The following is a 17710-nucleotide window of genomic DNA, read 5'->3' as shown; positions in this document are numbered from 1 at the left end:
CCCGCACCGGCGCGCTCCTACGCCATGTCGCCGGCCAGCGCGGAGAGCAGCGCAAGCGCCTCGGCCGACCGGGAGGCGGGCTCGGCCTGGTAGATCACCAGGAGCTGGTCCTCTGCGCCGGCGACGACAAACTTGTCGTACCGCAGCTCCATCTCGCCGACCTGCGGATGGTGCATGTGGTGGACGCCGCCGCCCGGCTGGGGGCGTACGTGATGGCGCGACCAGAGCCGGCGGAACACGTCGCTCTTCACGGAGAGTTCGCCGACCAGCTCCGTCAGGCGCGGATCGTCGACGTCCGCGCCTGCCGCCGCGCGCAGGCTCGCGATCAGACCGCCGATGTTCCATTCCGACACGTCGAGGAGCGCCTGCGCCGCCGGGTCGAGGAGCGCGGCGCGCAGCAGATTGGTGCCGGGGGTGTAGATCGGGGACAGCGCGACGGCCATCCGGTTGGAGGTGAGCACGTCAAGGTAGCGGCCCTGGACGTAGGCGGGGGTCCTGTCCCACGAGGCGACCAGCTGGGTGACGGTGGGGCGGACCCGCTCGGTGCGGCGCGGGGCGCGCCGCCGGCGGTGCGCCGGGTCCGCGAGGTCGTGCAGATGCGCGGACGCCTCGCGGTCGAGGCCGAGCGCCCGGGCGACGGCGTCCAGCACCTGGGCCGACGGGTTGCGGTCGCGGCCCTGTTCGAGCCGGGTGTAGTACTCGGTGCTGATGCCGGCCAGCAGCGCCAGCTCGTCGCGGCGCAGGCCCGGTACGCGCCGGTGGCTGTTGACGGTGATCCCCACGTCCTCGGGACGCACCTGTTCGCGCCTGGCGCGCAGGAACTCGCCGATCAGATTGGCTGCCACCCCTCCACCATAGGTCGCCACCGCCGCCGCCGGGTGGCCCTGCCGGCACCCCCCTCAGCGGGGCGCTGGCTACGGGGCGCCAGGTCGGGCGAGGCTCGGTCCATGACACGAAACTGGCTCATCACCGGAGTGAACACCGGCTTCGGCCGCCATCTCACCGAGCAGCTGCTCGCCCGCGGCGAGCGCGTCGCGGGCACCGTCCGCCGGCTCGATTCGGTCGCCGACCTCACCGGCAAGTACGGCGACGCGTTCCACGCCGCCCTCCTCGACCTGACCGACACCGCGCGTATCCGGGAGGTGGTGGACGCGGCACACGCCCGGTTCGGGCGGCTCGACGTGGTCGTGAGCAACGCCGGGTACGGCCTGATCGGCGCCGCCGAGGAGCTGAGCGACGAGCAGGTGCGCCATCAGATCGACACCAACCTGCTCGGCTCGATCCAGCTGATCCGTGCCGCGCTCCCCCACCTGCGGGCGGCGGGCGGCGGACGGATCCTCCAGCTGTCCTCGATGGGCGGCCAGGCCGCATGGCCCGGCGGCTCGCTCTACCACGCGACGAAATGGGGCATCGAAGGCTTCGCCGAGGCGCTGGCCGGTGAGGTCGCACCGTTCGGCATCGGCGTCACGATCGTCGAACCGGGCGGCGCCCGCACCGAGTTCCGGCACGGCGGGGTGCGTCTCGGCGCGCGGCTCGACGCGTACGACGTCACGCCCACAGCGGCGGTCCACCGCATGGTCGAGGACACGACGCGCCTCCCCGTCGGGGACCCGGCCCGGATGGCCACGCTCATGATCGAAAGCGTCGGCCAGGATCCCGCACCGCTCCGGCTGGCGCTCGGCAGCGACGCGTGGACCGCGATGACCGGCGCGCTCGAAGAGCGGCTGGCCGCCTTGCGTCCGCAGCGGGAGACGGCCGCTTCGACCGATTTCTGACCACCCGGCCGCCGTCGTGGCGCATCATGCGTACAGGCTTGATCCCGACGGTGTGGAGGCTCCTCGATGGCGGACGCGGGCAGTACGGCGGCCGGTGCGGAAGAACGGATACCTCGGCTGCGCCTCGACGAGCTGCTGGAGGAGCTGCAGGTCCGCATCGACGCGGTGCGCGGCACCCGGGACCGGGTGCACAGTCTGCTGGAGGCGGTCCTGTCCGTCGGGCGGGAGCTGGATCTGGCCCAGGTGCTGCGGGACATCGTCGAGGCGGCCGTGGTGCTGGTCGACGCGCAGTACGGCGCGCTGGGGGTGATCGGCGGGGAGCAGAGCCTGTCGGAGTTCATCACGGTGGGCATGGACGACGAGCGACGGGCCCGGATCGGGGATCTGCCCAGCGGCCACGGGCTGCTCGGTGAGCTGATCCGCCATCCCGTACCGCTGAGACTGGCCGAACTGGCCGACCACGAGTCGTCGTCGGGTTTCCCGCCGAACCATCCGCCGATGCATTCGTTCCTCGGCGTGCCGATCCGGGTGCGTGACGAGGTCTTCGGGAATCTGTATCTCACGGAGAAGCGCAGCGCCAAGGAGTTCGACGCCGAGGACAAGTCGGTGCTGCGGACCCTGGCCGTGGCCGCCGGTGTGGCCATCGAGAACGCCCGGCTCTACGAGGCTGCGCGCAGCAGGGAGTTGTGGCTATCGGCGAGTTCGGAAGTCACGAGCCGGCTGCTGTCGGGCGATCCGCGCCCGCAGGTGCTGGAGCTGATCGTCGAGCGGGCACGGCAGATCCTCGACGCCGACGTGGGGCTTGTCGCCGTTCCCGTCGGCGATGGCGGTCTGCGTACGGAACTGGCGGTGGGGCTCGAAGTGTCGGCGCACGGCGGCCTGTCGGGCGGCGGCCCGGACTCCGGGGCGGACGGCGAGGCGGACACCGGGCCGGACGGTTTCATCGGGGCGGCGTTCGCCGGGACGCAGCCGGTCGTGAGCAAGGACATCGCCACCGATCCACGGATCGAGGGCGGCGCGGCCCGCTGGACGGGGCTGGGCCCTGCGGTGGCGGTGCCGATGGGGACGGGGGAAGGTGTACGGGGTGTGCTGGTGCTGGCCCGCAGCGCCGGGCGTCCGGCGTTCGGGGCCGCGCAGTCCGCTCCGCTGCTCGGCTTCGCGGGACAGGCGGCGCTCGCGATGGAACTGGCCGAACGGCGCAGTGACACCGAGCAGATCACCCTGCTGGAGGACCGCGACCGGATCGCCCGTGACCTGCACGACCTGGCCATCCAGCGGCTGTTCGCGACCGGTATGACACTGCAGAGCGCCCAGAAGTTCGTCCAGCACCCGGAGGTCGCGGAGCGTCTCGAACGTGCGGTGAACGACCTCGACGAGACCATCAAGATCATCAGGTCGACCATCTTCGGGCTGCGCGCGCACGAGCCGGGCCGGTCGGGGGACGGCGTCCGCAGCCGGCTCGCCGTCGTGGTGGAGCGTGCGGGTGTCTCGCTGGGCTTTCCGCCGGCGCTGCGGCTTGAGGGGCTGATCGAGACCGAGGTGTCGCCCGCGGTCGCCGACCATATGATCGCGGTGCTGGTCGAGGCGTTGAGCAATGCCGCCCGGCACGCGCACGCCCGGTCCGTCGACGTCCGTCTCGCGGTCGCCGCTGGGACGTTGACGCTGACCGTCGCCGACGACGGGGTGGGCGTGGGCCCCGGAGCCGCGCACGGTGGGCTGAAGAACATCGAACAGCGGGCGACCGCGCTCGGCGGCACCTTCGTCCGGGACACCCCGGCCGGTGGCGGTACCCGTCTGGTGTGGCGCGTACCGGTGCGGGGCGGTGCGTCTGGAGCCCAACCGGGCTGACCGAACAGGGCCGTTCGGCCCTGCGGTCGGAGCCGAAGAGCCGATGCGCCGGCGCGGGTGCCGGAGGAGATTGAGGACACGAACCCGAACTCACCGCAGCACGCCAGCCCTGAAAGGGATGTATCCCATGGCAGTTCACGAAAGCCCCCGGCCCACCGGATTGCGCCTCCCGTCGTCGCGCAAGCACACGGCGGACCCGGCGATCGCCGCCGACCGGCCGCAGGCCATGTCGTGGGCGCTCGCCCGTACCGCCGCCGGCGCCCGCATCCTGCTCGGCTTCGTCTTCCTCTGGGCGTTCTTCGACAAGCTCTTCGGCTGGGGTTACGCGACGCCGTCGGCCGGGGCCTGGATCAACGGAGGCTCGCCCACCAAGGGCTTCCTCGGCGGGGTTTCGGCCGGACCGCTCCAGTCGGCCTTCCACGCGTGGGCCGGCCAGCCCTGGGCGGACTGGCTGTTCATGCTGGGCATGCTCGGCCTCGGGGTCGCCCTCACGTCCGGTGTCGCGCTGCGGGTCACCGCCGTCGCCGGGACTGTGATGATGGCGCTCATGTGGGCGGCGGAGTGGCCCCCGGCCAAGCACCTGGCGGACGGGTCACCCAGCATGTCGTCCAATCCCCTTGTCGACTATCACGTCATGTTCGCCGCTGTCATGATCGTTCTCGCGGTCGCCGCGGCGGGCCGCACCTGGGGGCTCGGCAAGGTCTGGCAGGAGCTCCCCTTCGTACGCGACAACAGCCGCTGGCTGGTCTGAACGGCCGCCGGTCCTTCACGGACCGGCGGTTCCCGCAGTACTCCCCATCACCGCGAAGGACGGCCATGACAACAGACGCACCGCAGGATCCCATCCGGGTGTTCCTGCTCGACGATCATGAGGTCGTCCGGCGCGGCGTACGTGACCTGCTCGGCGCCGAGCCCGGTATCGAGGTCGTGGGCGAGGCGGGCAGCAGGGAGCAGGCCCTGGCCAGGGGGCCCGCGCTCCGCCCCGACGTGGCCGTACTTGACGTGCGGCTGCCGGACGGGAACGGGATCACGGTCTGCCGGGAGCTGCGCTCCCTGGTGCCGGAGCTGGTGTGTCTCATGCTGACGTCGTTCGACGACGACGATGCGCTGCTGGACGCGATCATGGCGGGTGCCGCCGGATACGTACTGAAGGAGATCAGGGGCTCCGACCTGGTCACGGCCGTACGCACCGTCGCTTCGGGCCGGTCGATGCTCGATCCGGCGACCACCGCCCGGCTGATGAGCAGCATTCGCGGCGAAGCGGGACCCGCGCAGTCCGAGTTCGCCGTGCTCGCCGAACTCACCCCGAGGGAGCGGGAGATCCTGGGGCTGATCGGCGAAGGACTCACCAACGCGCAGATAGGCAAACAGCTTTATCTCTCCGCGAAGACCGTCAAGAACAACGTCTCCCGGCTGCTGGCGAAGCTCGGTGTCGAACGGCGCATCCAGGCGGCCGTACTCGCCACCGCCGCCGACGGACCGGCGTCCGGTACGCGCGCACGCGGCGCGTACCGGACGCCGTAGGCCCGTGCGGACCAACTGATGTCCTCTCCGGGGCTAGTTCCAGGAGGTCAGTCCCGCGCCGTACGGGTAGAGCGGGTTCCCGTACGTCGTCGGAACGGTCTGACCCGCGTCGATCTTGGCGCGGATATCGGCGCGTTCGGCGGCTGTCGCCCCGAGGTCGTACGGCAGGTCCCAGCTCTCGTTGGCATCCGCCTGGGTGTCGGCGCCGCCGGGCTTGAGCACCTGGTCGACGCTTCTGGGCATCTGCCACGGCAGCTTGCCCCGTGGGGTGTAGTCGCCGAAGAGCAGGCCGGCCGTCGCAGGGCCGACCTCCTCACCGCCGCGGTAGGTGACCACAATGGCGTCCGCCAGGTCGTTCCAGTCGCTCATGACGATGGGTCTCGGCAACGTCAGCACGACCACCACCGGAATGCCCTGGGCCTTGAAGTTCTTGATCAGGGCGAGCTGGTCGGCGGGCAGATACGGCTGGGTGTTGAGCCACGAGGTGGCGTGGGTGTAGGACGGCTCCCCCACCGCGACCACGGCCAGTTTCGGCGCGGGCCCGGTGTCCTGGTAGACGTTGACGCCCGCTTTGGCCGCTCTGGCCTTGATGGCGTCCAGTGTGGTCAGCGAGCCGTACTCCTGGTGGAAGTAGCTCGACCAGATGCAGCAGGAAGCGCCGTCGGTCGCCCTCGGTCCCGCGACGACGATGTTGTCGCCGGCGTTGAGCTTGACCGGCAGCACGCCGTTGTTCTTCAGGAGCGTGTTGGACTCGCGGGACGCCTGGTTGGCGAGCGCCGTGTAGCTCGGCTGATGGAAGCGGTAGGGACCGTTCACCGGGTCGCCGTACGGGTGCTCGAAGACGCCCAGTTGAAACTTGAGCGTGAGGATCCGGGTCACCGCGTCATTGATCCTGGCGAGCGGCACCTGCGACTCGAAGCTCGCCATGGTGAAGTCCGCCGCGCCCGGGTCGGCTCCGCCCATCACGTCGGACCCCGCGTTGGCCGCGTTGATCCAGTTGCCCGGCGGCAGCCAGTCCGTGGTGATCAGACCGGTGTAGCCGAGGTTCTGCCGCAGGTACGCGAGGATCTTCGCGCTGTCGCCCGCGCCGGGGCCGCCCGGGTCGAGGAACGAACTGCCCGCGTAGCCCGGCATGATGTTGACGGCGCCCGCCTCCATCGCCGCGCGGAACGGGATCATGTGGTACTTGATGCTCACCCCGTCGTAGACGATGCCGGCCTCGCCGCCCGCCCCTTCGCCGGGCCAGTGCTTGACCGTGGCGAGTACGGAGCCGGGGTTCAGCTCGGGACCACCCTGAAGGCCGGCGACCAGGGCCCGGAGCTGGGCCGCGGCGACGTCGGCGTTCTCACCGCCGCCCTCCTGGATACGGGGGTAGATCACCTTCGTACCGACCTCGGCGAGCGGCGAGAGCGTGCCCCGCGCGCCGACCTCCAGCTCCTCCTTGCGCTGCATGTCGCCGAGTTGGTAGTCGAGCGGGTAGTCCTTGCCGGCTGCCAGCGCGCTCTGCAGCGGATAGGTCGTCTGGTAGCCGGCGGTCGTGTCACCCGCGGAGACGGGCGGGATACCGAGCCGGGTGGCCGCCGTCGACAGCAGGATCTTGTGCAGGTCGGCCGGCTGCGCGGGGCCGAAGTGCCAGCCGGACTGCGGGAACGTCTGGACGTTGTAGAACATCTGGTACGCCTTCTCCTCCAGCGTCATTCTGCCGAGGAGATCGTCGACCCGGGTGGCGACCGGCTGCCGCCAGTCCTCGTACGGCTCGATGGTGCCGTTCTTGTTCAGGTCACGCGCGCCGTTGACGATGCCGACGCCGTCGTCCGTCTTCTCCACATCGGGCAGATAGACGCTGAAGGTGCGGATGTTGGAGGTGGTCTTGGTGCCGGAGCCGCTCACCGCGACGACGAACCACTTGTAGGTCCAGCGGTCGGTGATGTCCCAGGTCGGCGTGTAGCTGGTGCCGGTGGGTTCGGCGACCTTGGTGTAGAGGTCGAGCAGCTTGCCCGAGGCGGCGAAGTCGTAGTCGGTGCGGCTGATGTTGAGCCACACCTCGTAGTGGGCGGCGCCGCCGACGGCCGCCCAGGACAGCGCGGGCCTGCGGGTGTTGGTCACCATCGCCTTGTCCGCCGGTGCGGACAGCGCGAACTGGTTGAGCGTGGCCGGTGCCTTGGTGGGCGCCGAGAGCAGCGGCGGGGTGGCGGTGGAGGTGTCGACCGTGCCGTAGACCTGGAACTCCCACAGGGAGTAGCCGTAGGCGCTGGCCCGCGCCGTGCCGTTGAACCGTACGTACCGGCCCTGTCCGGTGACCGGCAGTCTCTCGATGCCGCCCTTGCCCGTGGTGGTGGTGTAGATGGGCGTCCAGTTGGTACCGTCGTCGGACACGTCGATGTGGTACCCGGTGCCGTACGCGGTCTCCCAGTTGAGCACGATGCCGCTGATGGTGCCCTTGCCGCCGAGGTCGACCTGGAGCCACTGGTTGTCACTGACCTCGCTGGACCAGCGGGTGTTGGTCCTGCCGTCGAGCGCCGCCGCCGGCGCGTTGCCGCCCTCGGACGAGGAAGCGGAGACCTGCTTGTACGCGGAGATGACGGATCCCGAGAAGTCGCCGTCGTCACCGCCGGGTCCGCTGCCGGGTCCTGTGGTGTGGACGGTGAAGTCCCAGAGCGAGTAGCCGTAAGCGGTGGCGCGCGCGGTGCCGTTGACGCGGACGTAGCGGCCCGAGCCGCTCACGGCGAGGGTCTGCTTGCCGCCGGCCCCGGTGGTCGTGGTGTACACCGGCGTCCAGGTCGTGCCGTTGTCGGAGACCTGGATCTGGAAGCTTGTGGCGTACGCGGCTTCCCAGTTGAGGACGACCTCGCAGACGGTGGCGGTGGCGCCGAGGTCGACCTGGATCCACTGCGGGTCGCCGGGCGCGCTGGACCAGCGGGTGCCCGCGTCGCCGTCCACGGCGGCGGAGGCCGGGGTGCCGGCGTTCTCCGCCGAGGACGCGGTCGCTGGGTGGTTGAGGGCGGCGTCGGCCGTACCGCAGTCGCCGGCGGACGGGCCGCTGCCGCCGGAGCCGTAGACCTGGAACTCCCAGAGGGAGTAGCTGTATCCGGTGCCGCGCGCGGTGGCGTACAGCCGGACGTAGCGCCCGGAACCGCGCGCGGTCAGCGTCTGTTTGCCGCCGGGGCCTGTCGTGGTGGTGTAGATGTCGGTCCAGTCGGTGCCGTTGCCGGACACCTGGATCTTGAACGCCTTGCCGTAGGCGGCTTCCCAGTTGAGGGTGACGGACGAGATGTCGGCGGTGGCGCCGAGGTCGACCTGGATCCACTGCGGATCGGCGGCGGCGCTGGACCAGCGGGTGCCCGCGTCGCCGTCCACGGCGGCGGAGGCCGGGGTGCCGGCGTTCTCCGTGGACGAGGCGGTGGCGGTCCTGCCTTGCGAGAGAAGGGTGTCGGCGGCCTGGGCCGTACCGGCGGTGGTGCCGACGGCGCCGCCGGTCGCGAGGGCCATGGCGAGGGCCATCGCGACCAGCGGTCTGCGGCGCCGGACGGAGCGGAGTAACAGGGACAAGCGGCTCATGTGCATCTCCATGGGCGGTGTGATGCCTGACCGCCCGTGAGACCGTCGCCGAGACCTGACCCCGCGATCCCGCACGGGCGCTCGACAACGGCGTCACGGGCAGCCGTGGGTGGCTCCGGACCCTGTTCCCACGGTCCGGAGAAATGTCGGAGAGCGCTCTCTCGGGAGTTTCTTCTAATGACTGACCACTGTCAATCCCTGGGCCGGACGGACGGACAGGCTCAGCCGCGCGCGGGACGGACGAGCCGGCAGGCGGTCGCGGTGAAGGGGGCCGGCGGTAGCCAGTACAGGGCTCCGTCGTGCAGATCGGGGGGCGGGCCCGAGGCGACTGCGGCGTCCAGCGTGAAGGCGGGGCCCGGTGGCAGGGGCACCCGGACCGGGGTGGTCGGCGGACTGCCGAAGGCGTGCAGCACCGCGAGTACGCCGTCGCCTTCCGGGGTCGGCCGGACGAGCGCCTGCCACCCTTCCGGATGGCGGTAGCCGGAGACGGGCGGGCCGTAGCGGTGCCAGCGGCCCGACGCGAGCGCGGGGCGCGCCCGCTCGTACAGGTCGAGTGTGTCGGCCACCAACTGCCATTGTCCCGGGCCGAGTTCGAGGAAGTCGCCGGACAGACAGAGTCTGCCGAGCAGCCCTGAAGCCAGCTTGTAGACGAGCGTGGCGTCGCTGTCGCCGGTGCGTGGGACGGCCCAGACGAGTGAACGGGCGCCGGGCACCAGCCGGTTGGTGTCCGCGGCGACGATGGGCAGGTGGTCGCCCTCCATCGCGTCGGAGAAGGAGGTCACATCGCTGACGGACATCGTGGCGGGCTCCAGGCGGTGGCCGCCGGACGCGCAGTGCTCGATCACCACGTCCGGCAGGCGCTCGCGCAGCCGGGCATAGAAGTCGAGGGCGGCGGCGACCTGTTGGCGCAGCCCCTCGCCGACGGACTCGGCGCCGTCGCAGCCCGCGCCGAGCGGCTCGTTGTAGTCGATCTTCAGATAGCCGATGCCGTGGTCCGTGACGAGCGTGGCGATCCGGCCGAGCAGCAGCTCAGCCGTCTCGGGCCGGCGCAGGTCCCAGAAGCGGCGGCGTCCCGCGGTGACGGGGACACCGTCGCGGTGGAGGAGGTGCTCGGTGAGCGAGAAGGCGGTGGACTCCTCGTCGCAGGTCTCGGCCTCGACCCAAAGCCCGAGCACCAGACCGTGGTCGCGTACCGCCTTCGCCGTGGCGGCGAGCCCGTCGGGGAAGGCCGACTGCTTGATCTTCGTCCAGTCGCCGTGGCCGCCGTCGTACCAACCGGCGTCGGCCACGAGATATTTGACGCAGGTGCCTGCCAGCCGCTCGGCCATGGCCACCAGCCGGTCGTGGGTGGGCCGGCCCCAGGTGGTGGCGAACTCATTGACCTGCGCGGGGAGTTCGCGTTCGGCGGCGCGGTCGTGCGGGCTGTGAGCGTCCTGCATCGCGACCAGTCGCTGATAGCAGCTGTCGGCGGCCGACGTAGTGTTGTGCGTGTTCTTCCTGGTCACCGCGGCCGTAGCGGTCAGCCAGGCGCGCGGCGCCGTGAAGCTGTCGCCGGGGGCGAGAGCCTTGCGCCAGTGTCCGAAGTCGCCGTCGGCCAGCCCTCCGGCGACGGACAGCGCGCCCCAGTGCCGGAACAGCTCGATCTGCCAGGATCCCGGCCAGCACAGCTGCGCGCCCCGTACGGTGCCCGTCGCGCGGTCCTCGACGACGACGCTGGGGGCGAAGCCGCGTACCGGCATGGTGCCGAGCTGGCCGAACCGTTCGACGCCCAGCGCCACACGTGGCCAGCCCTCCAGATGCAGCTCCCGCAGCGTCTGGCTGACCAGCTGTCCCTCGCTCGACCAGCCGCTGCGCAGCCGGTGGACGACGGTGTCGCCGGGGTCGTCCCGTCCGGGACCGACGGCGGCGACACCGTCCAGGCTGAAGCTGCTGAGGAGTTGCAGGGTGAGCGGACGGTCGGTGCCGTTGACCACGCTGGTCTCGATCTCGACACAGGGCTCCCCCTCGCGCCAGCGCAGCACATGCGTGGCGCGTATCCCGTCCGGGGTGGCGAGTTGTACGGTCGCGGTCGTGGTGCCCGCGTGGACGTCCCTATGGTGCCCGGTCAGGGCGAGTTCACGGGTCGTGGAGCGGTCGCGCAGGGTGACGCCCTCGGACCACTGGTGCACCGAGCGGTCGCCGGTGACCGAGAGCTGCACCAGTGGCGCCGTGCCGGCCTCGGGCGGCCGCTCGTCGGCGGGTGCGGCGAGGCCGGTGGCGGCGTCGAGGGGAACGGTGGCGGGGGCCAGGGTGAAGCCGACGGTGCCGGTGGCCTCGTCGTGGTCGTAGCGCGCGGTCATGTCGCCGCAGGGGACGGAGAACAGGTGCACGGTGGCCCCTTCCGATCGTCGGGACGCGCGGGTCAGAAGCGGCGGGGACAGAAGCCGACGGTGTCCAGGTTCACGTACTCCCAGATGCCGGCGGAGACCGTCCGGTCGTCGTCCGGGTCGATCTGGACGGTGACGGTCGCACCGGCCGGAATGTCCACCGGGACGGTCACCATGGCGTACTCGGTGGGCAAGGTGCGGTCGGCGGCGGGCAGTTCGACGTGGGCCACGGCCTTCGTGCCGTCGATGTAGAGGGACAGGTAGATGTCGCCGTTGACCGGTGTCTGGTAGCGCAGCATGAGGGAGGCGGCGGCCGGCACGCCGGAGTACGACACGGCGGGTGCGACGGGCGCGCCCGAGCGGATGAGCGAGGCGAGCATCCGGTCCTTCGCCCAGGGATTCCCGTACGGCCGGGCCCTGGTGCCGGCCGGCTGGGTGAACGTGCCGTTGTGCGCTTCCCGTGCGACGGTGCCGGGCGGAAAGGCGGTGGGTCCCGCCGCACCCGACGGGTGGACGGTGCCCGACGTCACGCGCCGTGGGCGGGGCAGCCGGCCGGACGGGTTCCAGAGCCGCTGGAACTCGGCGGACGCCTCGGGAAAGAGGTAGGTGTCGTACAGGTCGTGGTTGCCGTCGCTGGCGTACACGTTGAAGTACACGTTCCAGGCGACGTCGTTGGCGTTCAGCCAGTCGTACATCTGCCGGATGAAGTACGCGTTGTCGTTGCCGCCGTGCCCGGCGTTCTGCTGCCAGACGCCCCATTCGGGCACGGCGAGTCGCTTGCCGTGGTCGGCGGCGAGCCGCTGGATCCTGTCGATGCCCCAGTTGGGGTCGGTGCGCAGGTCCTGCCAGGCCTGTTCGCGCAGTTGCGCCGTCGGCGGGACGGTCGGGCTGTAGACGTTCCAGTCCTGGTCGTAGATGTCGATGCCGACGAGGTCGACGTAGGGGTCGCCGGGATAGCAGGCGGCGAGATCGACACCCGACTGTCCGGGGACGGGGTTCCAGACGAAGGTGAAGTGCCCGCCGTGCACCGTCCGGACGGCGGTGACGAACTGCCGGAACGCGGCGGCGAAGTCACGCTCCCCCGCCCGCACCCCGTCGGGATGGTTCAGGGGCGACCAGGGGTACCAGTTGCCGTTGAACTCGTGGCCGAAGCGGAGGACCGCGTTGCCCATCCCGGCCTGGACGAGGTTGGCGGCCAGCTCGGCGTAGTGGGTGTTGTACGTTCCGGCGGCGGCCTGGGCCAGGTCGCCCTGCCCGTCGGGGAACGGGTAGGCGGCCCACACCATACGGTCCGCCCATGGCGTGTCCTGCCAGTACGACAGCCGTTCCGCCCCGGCGAGGGACGCCCAGCTGTCCCTGAGCAGGAAGTCCTCGGCGTAGTGGACCGGGCTGTTGATCCATTCGGCGAAGTCGCCGATCTGGCCCGGCTGCCGGTCCCAGTGGTAGACGCCGATCCTGCGGGCCGGCACATCGGTGTGACCCTGCGGCCCGGTGTGCGGTGCGGCGAGCGCCGCGGGGGGCACGACGCCCGCGAGTGCGGTGAGTCCTGTGGTCGCGCCGGCCAGTGCGATGAACCGCCGCCGGTTGAGCGATCTCGTCACGATCAGTCCTTTCGGTGAGCGGTGGGTCAGGCGCCGGTACCGCTGAACAGCTCCAGGTACTTCGCGGCGGAGTTCGGGAACTCGGTCGTCACCGGGTTGCCGTTGGGATCGACACCGGGTGACAACTGGTGTGCGCCGTCTGATGCGTTGACGTCGAAGTACGACGCGTAGGGGACGTTCGCGCCCACCAGGAAGTCGTGCATGTTCTGGACGAAGGCGGGGTTGTCCAGACCGCCGTGGGTATCGCCGCGGTCGCAGACACCCCACTCAGGGACGACCAGATACTTGCCGTGGCTGTCGGCGTAGGTCTTCCAGTAGGCCAGGCCGTGGTCGCCGCCGTGGATGTCGTTCGTCCAGGCGGTCTGCTGGGCGGCGGCGATCTGCGCGGCGGTCGAACCGGCGGGCCACGGGTAGGTGTTGGCCGCCCACGACTGGTCGTAGACATCGAGGCCGATGAAGTCCACGTAGGAGTCGCCGGGGTAGAGCTGGTCGGCGGGCACCTGCTGGTAGCCGATGGTCGGGTTCCAGATGAAGCGGAAGTCGGACCCGGCCACCCCGCGCATCGATCCCACGACGGCCTGGAAGAAGGTCGCCCAGTGCGCGGTGTCGGAGGACGCCCGCCAGGCGTACCAGCCGCCGTTGAACTCCCAGCCGATCCGCAGCCAGGCGCTGCCGAGTCCGGCGGCGACCAGGGACTCGCCGAGGGTACGGAAGTACCCGTCGTAGTCGCCCGCCGCGCCGGCCGCCAGCGACACGGCCTGCCCCGCGCCGGTGCCCGTGGTCGGGCCGCTGAGGTCCCAGGGGCCCGGCAGCATGGGTACGGACAGGACGAGGTTGCGGCCGGCCCGCGCGCCGACCCACTTTCCCCACACGGGCAGTTCCCAGGTGGGGTTCATGATGTTGTCCCAGGTGTCGGTGGCCATGAAGTCCAGCGCCCACACGTCGGGTTCGCCGATCCAGTCGGCGTACGCGTCGACCTTGGCGGGTGCGTCGGGGGCTCCCCAGCGGTAGACGCCCAGATGCGGGACACCGACGCGGGCGGCGGTCGAGGCCGCCGCACGGGTCGCCGCACGCGCGGGTACGGCCTGCGCGGGTGCGGCCAGTGCGCCGGTCGCGGCGAGTGAGACACCTGCGGCGAGGCCCAGCGCGGTGCGCCTGCTGATCGGGCGGCCGGCGGACGCGGCTGCGGCGGCGGTTCCGGATGCGGGACGTGTGCGGGGGGTAAATGCGTCGTTCATCGTTCTGGGCCCTTTCTCGTACGGGGGGGACGGTCAGCCCTTGATGGCGCCGGTGAGGACGCCCTTCGTGAAGTACCGCTGCGCGAAGGGGTACACGGCGAGGATGGGGACGGTGGCGATGACCACCACGGCCATCTGGACGGTCTGCGACGGCGGCCTCGCCTGCTGCACGTCGGTGACCGTGGAGAGCTGGCCGCCCTGCAGCACGTACTCGTTGAGCACCTGGGACATCGGCCACTTGGTGCTGTCGTTGAGGTAGAGCATCGCGTTGAAGAAGTTGTTCCAGTAGCCGACGGCGTAGAACAGCGCGATCACCGCGATCACCCCCTTGGAGAGCGGCAGGACGATCCGCAGCAGGATGCGCAGTTCGCCGGCTCCGTCGATCCGGGCGGACTCCATGAGTTCGGCCGGGATCTCCATGAAGAAGTTGCGCACGACGACGAGGTTGAAGGCGCTGACCATGCCGGGCAGCATCAACGACCAGTAGGAGTCGACGAGTCCGAGGTTCCTGATCAGCAGGTACTGCGGGATGATCCCGGCGCCGAAGAGCATCGTGACCAGGATCAGGTAGAGCGCCACCTTCGATCCCGGCACGTCCTTGGTGCGGGAGAGGCCGTAGGCGGTGGTGACGGTGAACAGCACCGACAGCGCCGTACCTCCGGCGGTCACCCCGATGGACACCAGCAGTGCGCGGGTCACCACGTTGCCGGAGAAGATGCTGCGGTAGGCGTCGAGCGAGAAGGCGGTCGGCAGCAGTCCGCCGGAGTTGGCGGCGGCGGGGGTGGCGAAGCTGGAGGCGACCACGTACAGGAACGGGTAGAGCATCACCGTGACGATGGCCGCGATGACCACGGCCTTCACCAACTGCGTGAGCGGGGAGGGCTGTTCCATCCACGCCGGGCGTTCGGTCCTGCTGCTGCTCATCTAGAAGACCCCTGCCGTTCCGAACCGTTTGGCGGTCTTGTTGGCGGCGACGACCAGCGCCGTGCCGACCACGCCCTTGAAGATGCCGGCGGCGGTGGCCAGCCCCCAGTTCCCGCCGAGCACACCGTTGTAGTAGACGAAGGTGTCGACGACCTGGGCCGCGTCGTTGCCGACCGCGTTCTGCTGGAGGATGATCTGCTCGAAGCCGACGGAGAGCACATCGCCGATCCGCAGGATCAGCAGCAGCGCGATCACATTGGCGATGCCGGGCAGGGTGATGTGCCAGGTGCGCCGCCAGGGTCCAGCGCCGTCCACGACGGCCGCCTCGTACAGATCGGTGTTGATGTTGGAGATGGCGGCGAAGAAGATGATCGTGCCCCAGCCGGTCTCCTTCCAGATCACCTGCGCCGTCAGCAGTCCTTTGAAGGTGCCGGCGTCGGTCATCAGATGCGATGTGCTCATCCCGATGTGGGAGAAGAGCTGGTCGACACCGCCGGTGTCACCGAGCACGTTCTGCCAGATCGAGATCACGATCACCCAGCCGATGAAGTGCGGCAGGTAGACGATCGACTGGACCAGCCGTTTGACACGTGGCGAGACCAGGCTGTTGAGCAGCAGGGCGAGCGCGATCGGCGCGGGGAAGGCGAAGATCACCTGGAGCAGGCTGATGACCAGGGTGTTCCTGATGGCGGTGAGAGCCTGCTGATCGGAGAAGAGCGCCTGGAAGTTGCCCAGCCCCACCCAGGGCGAGCCCTGGAAGCCGAGGAAGGGCGAGTAGTTCTGGAAGGCGGTGACGTTCCCCAGGAGCGGGACGTACGCGAACACGACGAAGAACAGCACACCCGGCAGGAGAAAGACGTACATCCATCGCTCACGCCAGATCCGCTTGTGCAACGGTCTTCTGCGGGACGGCGGTTGGCTCGCCGGTAGCTCAGTGGTGGGGGCAGGCCGGGGCGGCGTGGCGCGGGCCGGCCGGTCGGTGCTGTGCACGGTCACCGTCCGCCGCCCTACCGGCTCTTGGCCAGGGACTGCTCGAACTCCCTGCGGATCGCGTCGCCGCCCTGCCCTGCCCACCGGCTGCGCAGCTCCTTGAGGGCGCTGACCGGCTTGCGGCCGGTGATGATCCCCACGAAGGCGTCGTTCAGGTTCTGTTGCAGCGCCGGGCCCTTGGACACCGACGACTGCGAGATCAGGTTGACGGTGGGATCGGCGACGGTCCGCGGGATGAGCTTCTCGGCCTGTTTCTGCGCGGTGACCGACCTGTTGGGCGGCCCTGGCAGGTAGAGCACGGTCTCGGTCGGCTCGCAGAAGTACTGCCCCGCCAGCTCGGCGAGGCGGCCCGCGTTGGTGGACTTGACCGGGGCACCGTGCGCGAGGTCGTAGTTCCACCCCTCGATGCCGTAGGTGAGGAAGGTGTTCTCCGCACTGCCGAAGGGCGCGCCGAGGTAGTTGAGGATGCGCAGCAGCTCCTTGACCCGCTCCTTGCCCTTGCCGGAGTTGCCGACCTTGGCGGGGATGGCGAACATCCCGAAGATGCCGCTCGACTGGTAGAGCGAAGCGACGCCGCCGTCGTGGCCGGGCGGGACGAGCGGCCCGAGATCCGTTGACCAGTCCTTCACACCGGCGATCTGCGGGACGGAGCGGACGTAGGTGGTGTTCAGCGCGGCGCCGGACATGCCGATCTTGCCGGCGTTCCACAGGGCCATCTGCTGGTCGTAGGTGTTGGCGGCGGCGTTGGGATGGAAGGCACCGGCCTTCCACAGTTTGACGATGTACTCGGTGGCGGCCTCGAACTCGTCGGTCTCGACGTCCTTGGTGAGGCTCCCGTCCTTCTCCAGCCGCCAGTTGTTGGGGACGCCGAACATGTTGAGGATCGGGGTCGACTGCCAGTAGATCTGGAGCGACGACAGCGCCCAGGTGTCCTTCTTGCCGTTGCCGTTGGGGTCGCTCCCGGTGAATCCGGTGAGCAGGGCGAAGAGTTCGTCGGCGTCCGCGGGCTGCTGCCGCATGCCGAGCTTCCGCATCCAGTCCAGCCGCAGGGTGGGGATGCCGCTCTGGAGCAGCGGGGTCGGCCGTGGCACGCCGTAGATACGGCCCTGGATCGAGGCGTTCTTCCAGGCGTACGACGGGAAGAGCGCGAGGTTGGGGTAGTCGCGGATCGCGTCGCCCGAGACGTATTCGGTCAGGTCGGTGAAGGCGCCCTGGAGCACCGACTGCGCCGCTGCGGGGGCCTGTCCGGTGGCGGTGTTGAGGTAGAACAGGTCGGGGATGTCACCGCCCGCGATGACGGTCGCGGTCTTCTGCGCGAGGTCGGCCGGGTTGACCAGGGTCGGTTTGACCTGCACCCCGAGCCGCTTGTCGAGTTCGTCGGCCCAGCGGTTGTCCGCCGGTGGCGGCGGTGTGTACGTGATCTGGAACGTCGTCACCGTGCCGCCGCTGCCGGGCTTCTCGGTGACGGTCCTGTACGGCGTGGGGTAGCGGGTGAACGCGGCCGGCACGTCGGCGACGCTGCTGAGCACCTGCCCGTCGACCGGCTTCGGGGTCAGCCGCGCCGGCAGTTCGAGGCTTTTGACGTCGCCTTTCGGTACGGCGTTCGTACCGCCGCCGGAACAGGCGGCGACCGCGGCCATTCCCACCGCCGCACCCGTCATGCTCAGTACCCGGCGTCTGCTGACACCTTCCAGATCACGCCGGTCCTGTCCCGGTCCGCTCACTGCTGTCACCTCTTCCCGAAGGGGTTCGAACGTCGGCAGCGCGGGTGATGATGCGCTACATCAACGGCGGGCCTCAAAGTATGAGCCAGGCCACATGGGTGTCAACAGATGTGTACGATGACGTAACGCTTCACTGAACCAGCAGCACGTTTGACCGGCCGT

12 protein-coding genes are annotated in these 17710 nt (G+C 70.1%); 4 read left to right on the top strand and 8 right to left on the bottom strand.

What is annotated here, in order from left to right; translation table 11 throughout:
* Nucleotides 1-17: 17 nt before the first annotated feature.
* Nucleotides 18-845, bottom strand: a complete 828-nt coding sequence (locus OHS57_RS34090) for a helix-turn-helix domain-containing protein (RefSeq protein WP_328584428.1) — start codon at nucleotides 843-845, stop codon at nucleotides 18-20.
* A 102-nt stretch (nucleotides 846-947) separates the two neighbouring features.
* Between OHS57_RS34090 and OHS57_RS34085 the strand changes: the two genes are divergently transcribed.
* The 4 genes from OHS57_RS34085 (at nucleotide 948) to OHS57_RS34070 (ending at nucleotide 5147) form a co-directional block, all read left to right on the top strand.
* Nucleotides 948-1775 carry an SDR family oxidoreductase gene (locus OHS57_RS34085; RefSeq protein ID WP_041994159.1) on the top strand — a complete coding sequence of 276 codons (828 nt, stop codon included), beginning with the start codon at nucleotides 948-950 and terminating at the stop codon, nucleotides 1773-1775.
* A 66-nt stretch (nucleotides 1776-1841) separates the two neighbouring features.
* On the top strand, nucleotides 1842-3623 hold the full coding sequence (locus OHS57_RS34080) for a sensor histidine kinase (protein ID WP_328584427.1): 1782 nt from the start codon (nucleotides 1842-1844) through the stop codon (nucleotides 3621-3623).
* A 127-nt stretch (nucleotides 3624-3750) separates the two neighbouring features.
* Nucleotides 3751-4374, top strand: a complete 624-nt coding sequence (locus OHS57_RS34075) for a DoxX family membrane protein (RefSeq protein WP_078863834.1) — start codon at nucleotides 3751-3753, stop codon at nucleotides 4372-4374.
* A gap of 65 nt (nucleotides 4375-4439) precedes the next feature.
* Nucleotides 4440-5147: a response regulator transcription factor gene (locus OHS57_RS34070; protein ID WP_328584426.1), complete on the top strand. Its 708-nt coding sequence runs from the start codon at nucleotides 4440-4442 to the stop codon at nucleotides 5145-5147.
* A gap of 33 nt (nucleotides 5148-5180) precedes the next feature.
* Here OHS57_RS34070 and OHS57_RS37825 read toward each other — a convergent pair whose 3' ends face one another.
* The 7 genes from OHS57_RS37825 to OHS57_RS34030 all read right to left on the bottom strand — a co-directional run bounded on the left by OHS57_RS37825 (nucleotide 5181) and on the right by OHS57_RS34030 (nucleotide 17548).
* Nucleotides 5181-8705, bottom strand: coding sequence for a discoidin domain-containing protein (locus OHS57_RS37825; RefSeq protein WP_443043012.1), 3525 nt, complete (start codon nucleotides 8703-8705; stop codon nucleotides 5181-5183).
* 221 nt (nucleotides 8706-8926) lie between these two features.
* Nucleotides 8927-11074, bottom strand: a complete 2148-nt coding sequence (locus OHS57_RS34055; protein ID WP_328584425.1) for a glycoside hydrolase family 36 protein — start codon at nucleotides 11072-11074, stop codon at nucleotides 8927-8929.
* A 32-nt stretch (nucleotides 11075-11106) separates the two neighbouring features.
* On the bottom strand, nucleotides 11107-12672 hold the full coding sequence (locus OHS57_RS34050; protein WP_328584424.1) for a glycosyl hydrolase: 1566 nt from the start codon (nucleotides 12670-12672) through the stop codon (nucleotides 11107-11109).
* A 26-nt stretch (nucleotides 12673-12698) separates the two neighbouring features.
* On the bottom strand, nucleotides 12699-13910 hold the full coding sequence (locus tag OHS57_RS34045; protein ID WP_328584423.1) for a glycosyl hydrolase: 1212 nt from the start codon (nucleotides 13908-13910) through the stop codon (nucleotides 12699-12701).
* 33 nt (nucleotides 13911-13943) lie between these two features.
* Nucleotides 13944-14834 carry a carbohydrate ABC transporter permease gene (locus OHS57_RS34040; protein ID WP_328584422.1) on the bottom strand — a complete coding sequence of 297 codons (891 nt, stop codon included), beginning with the start codon at nucleotides 14832-14834 and terminating at the stop codon, nucleotides 13944-13946.
* Nucleotides 14835-15698 (bottom strand): ABC transporter permease, encoded by an 864-nt coding sequence (locus OHS57_RS34035; protein ID WP_328584421.1) that lies wholly within the window; start codon nucleotides 15696-15698, stop codon nucleotides 14835-14837. It lies immediately after the preceding gene.
* A gap of 143 nt (nucleotides 15699-15841) precedes the next feature.
* Nucleotides 15842-17548, bottom strand: a complete 1707-nt coding sequence (locus OHS57_RS34030; RefSeq protein WP_328584420.1) for an extracellular solute-binding protein — start codon at nucleotides 17546-17548, stop codon at nucleotides 15842-15844.
* Nucleotides 17549-17710 lie beyond the last annotated feature (162 nt).

The sequence above is a fragment of the Streptomyces sp. NBC_00370 genome (assembly GCF_036084755.1).
Taxonomy (GTDB): domain Bacteria; phylum Actinomycetota; class Actinomycetes; order Streptomycetales; family Streptomycetaceae; genus Streptomyces.
This window is presented reverse-complemented; position numbering and strand designations above follow the sequence as displayed.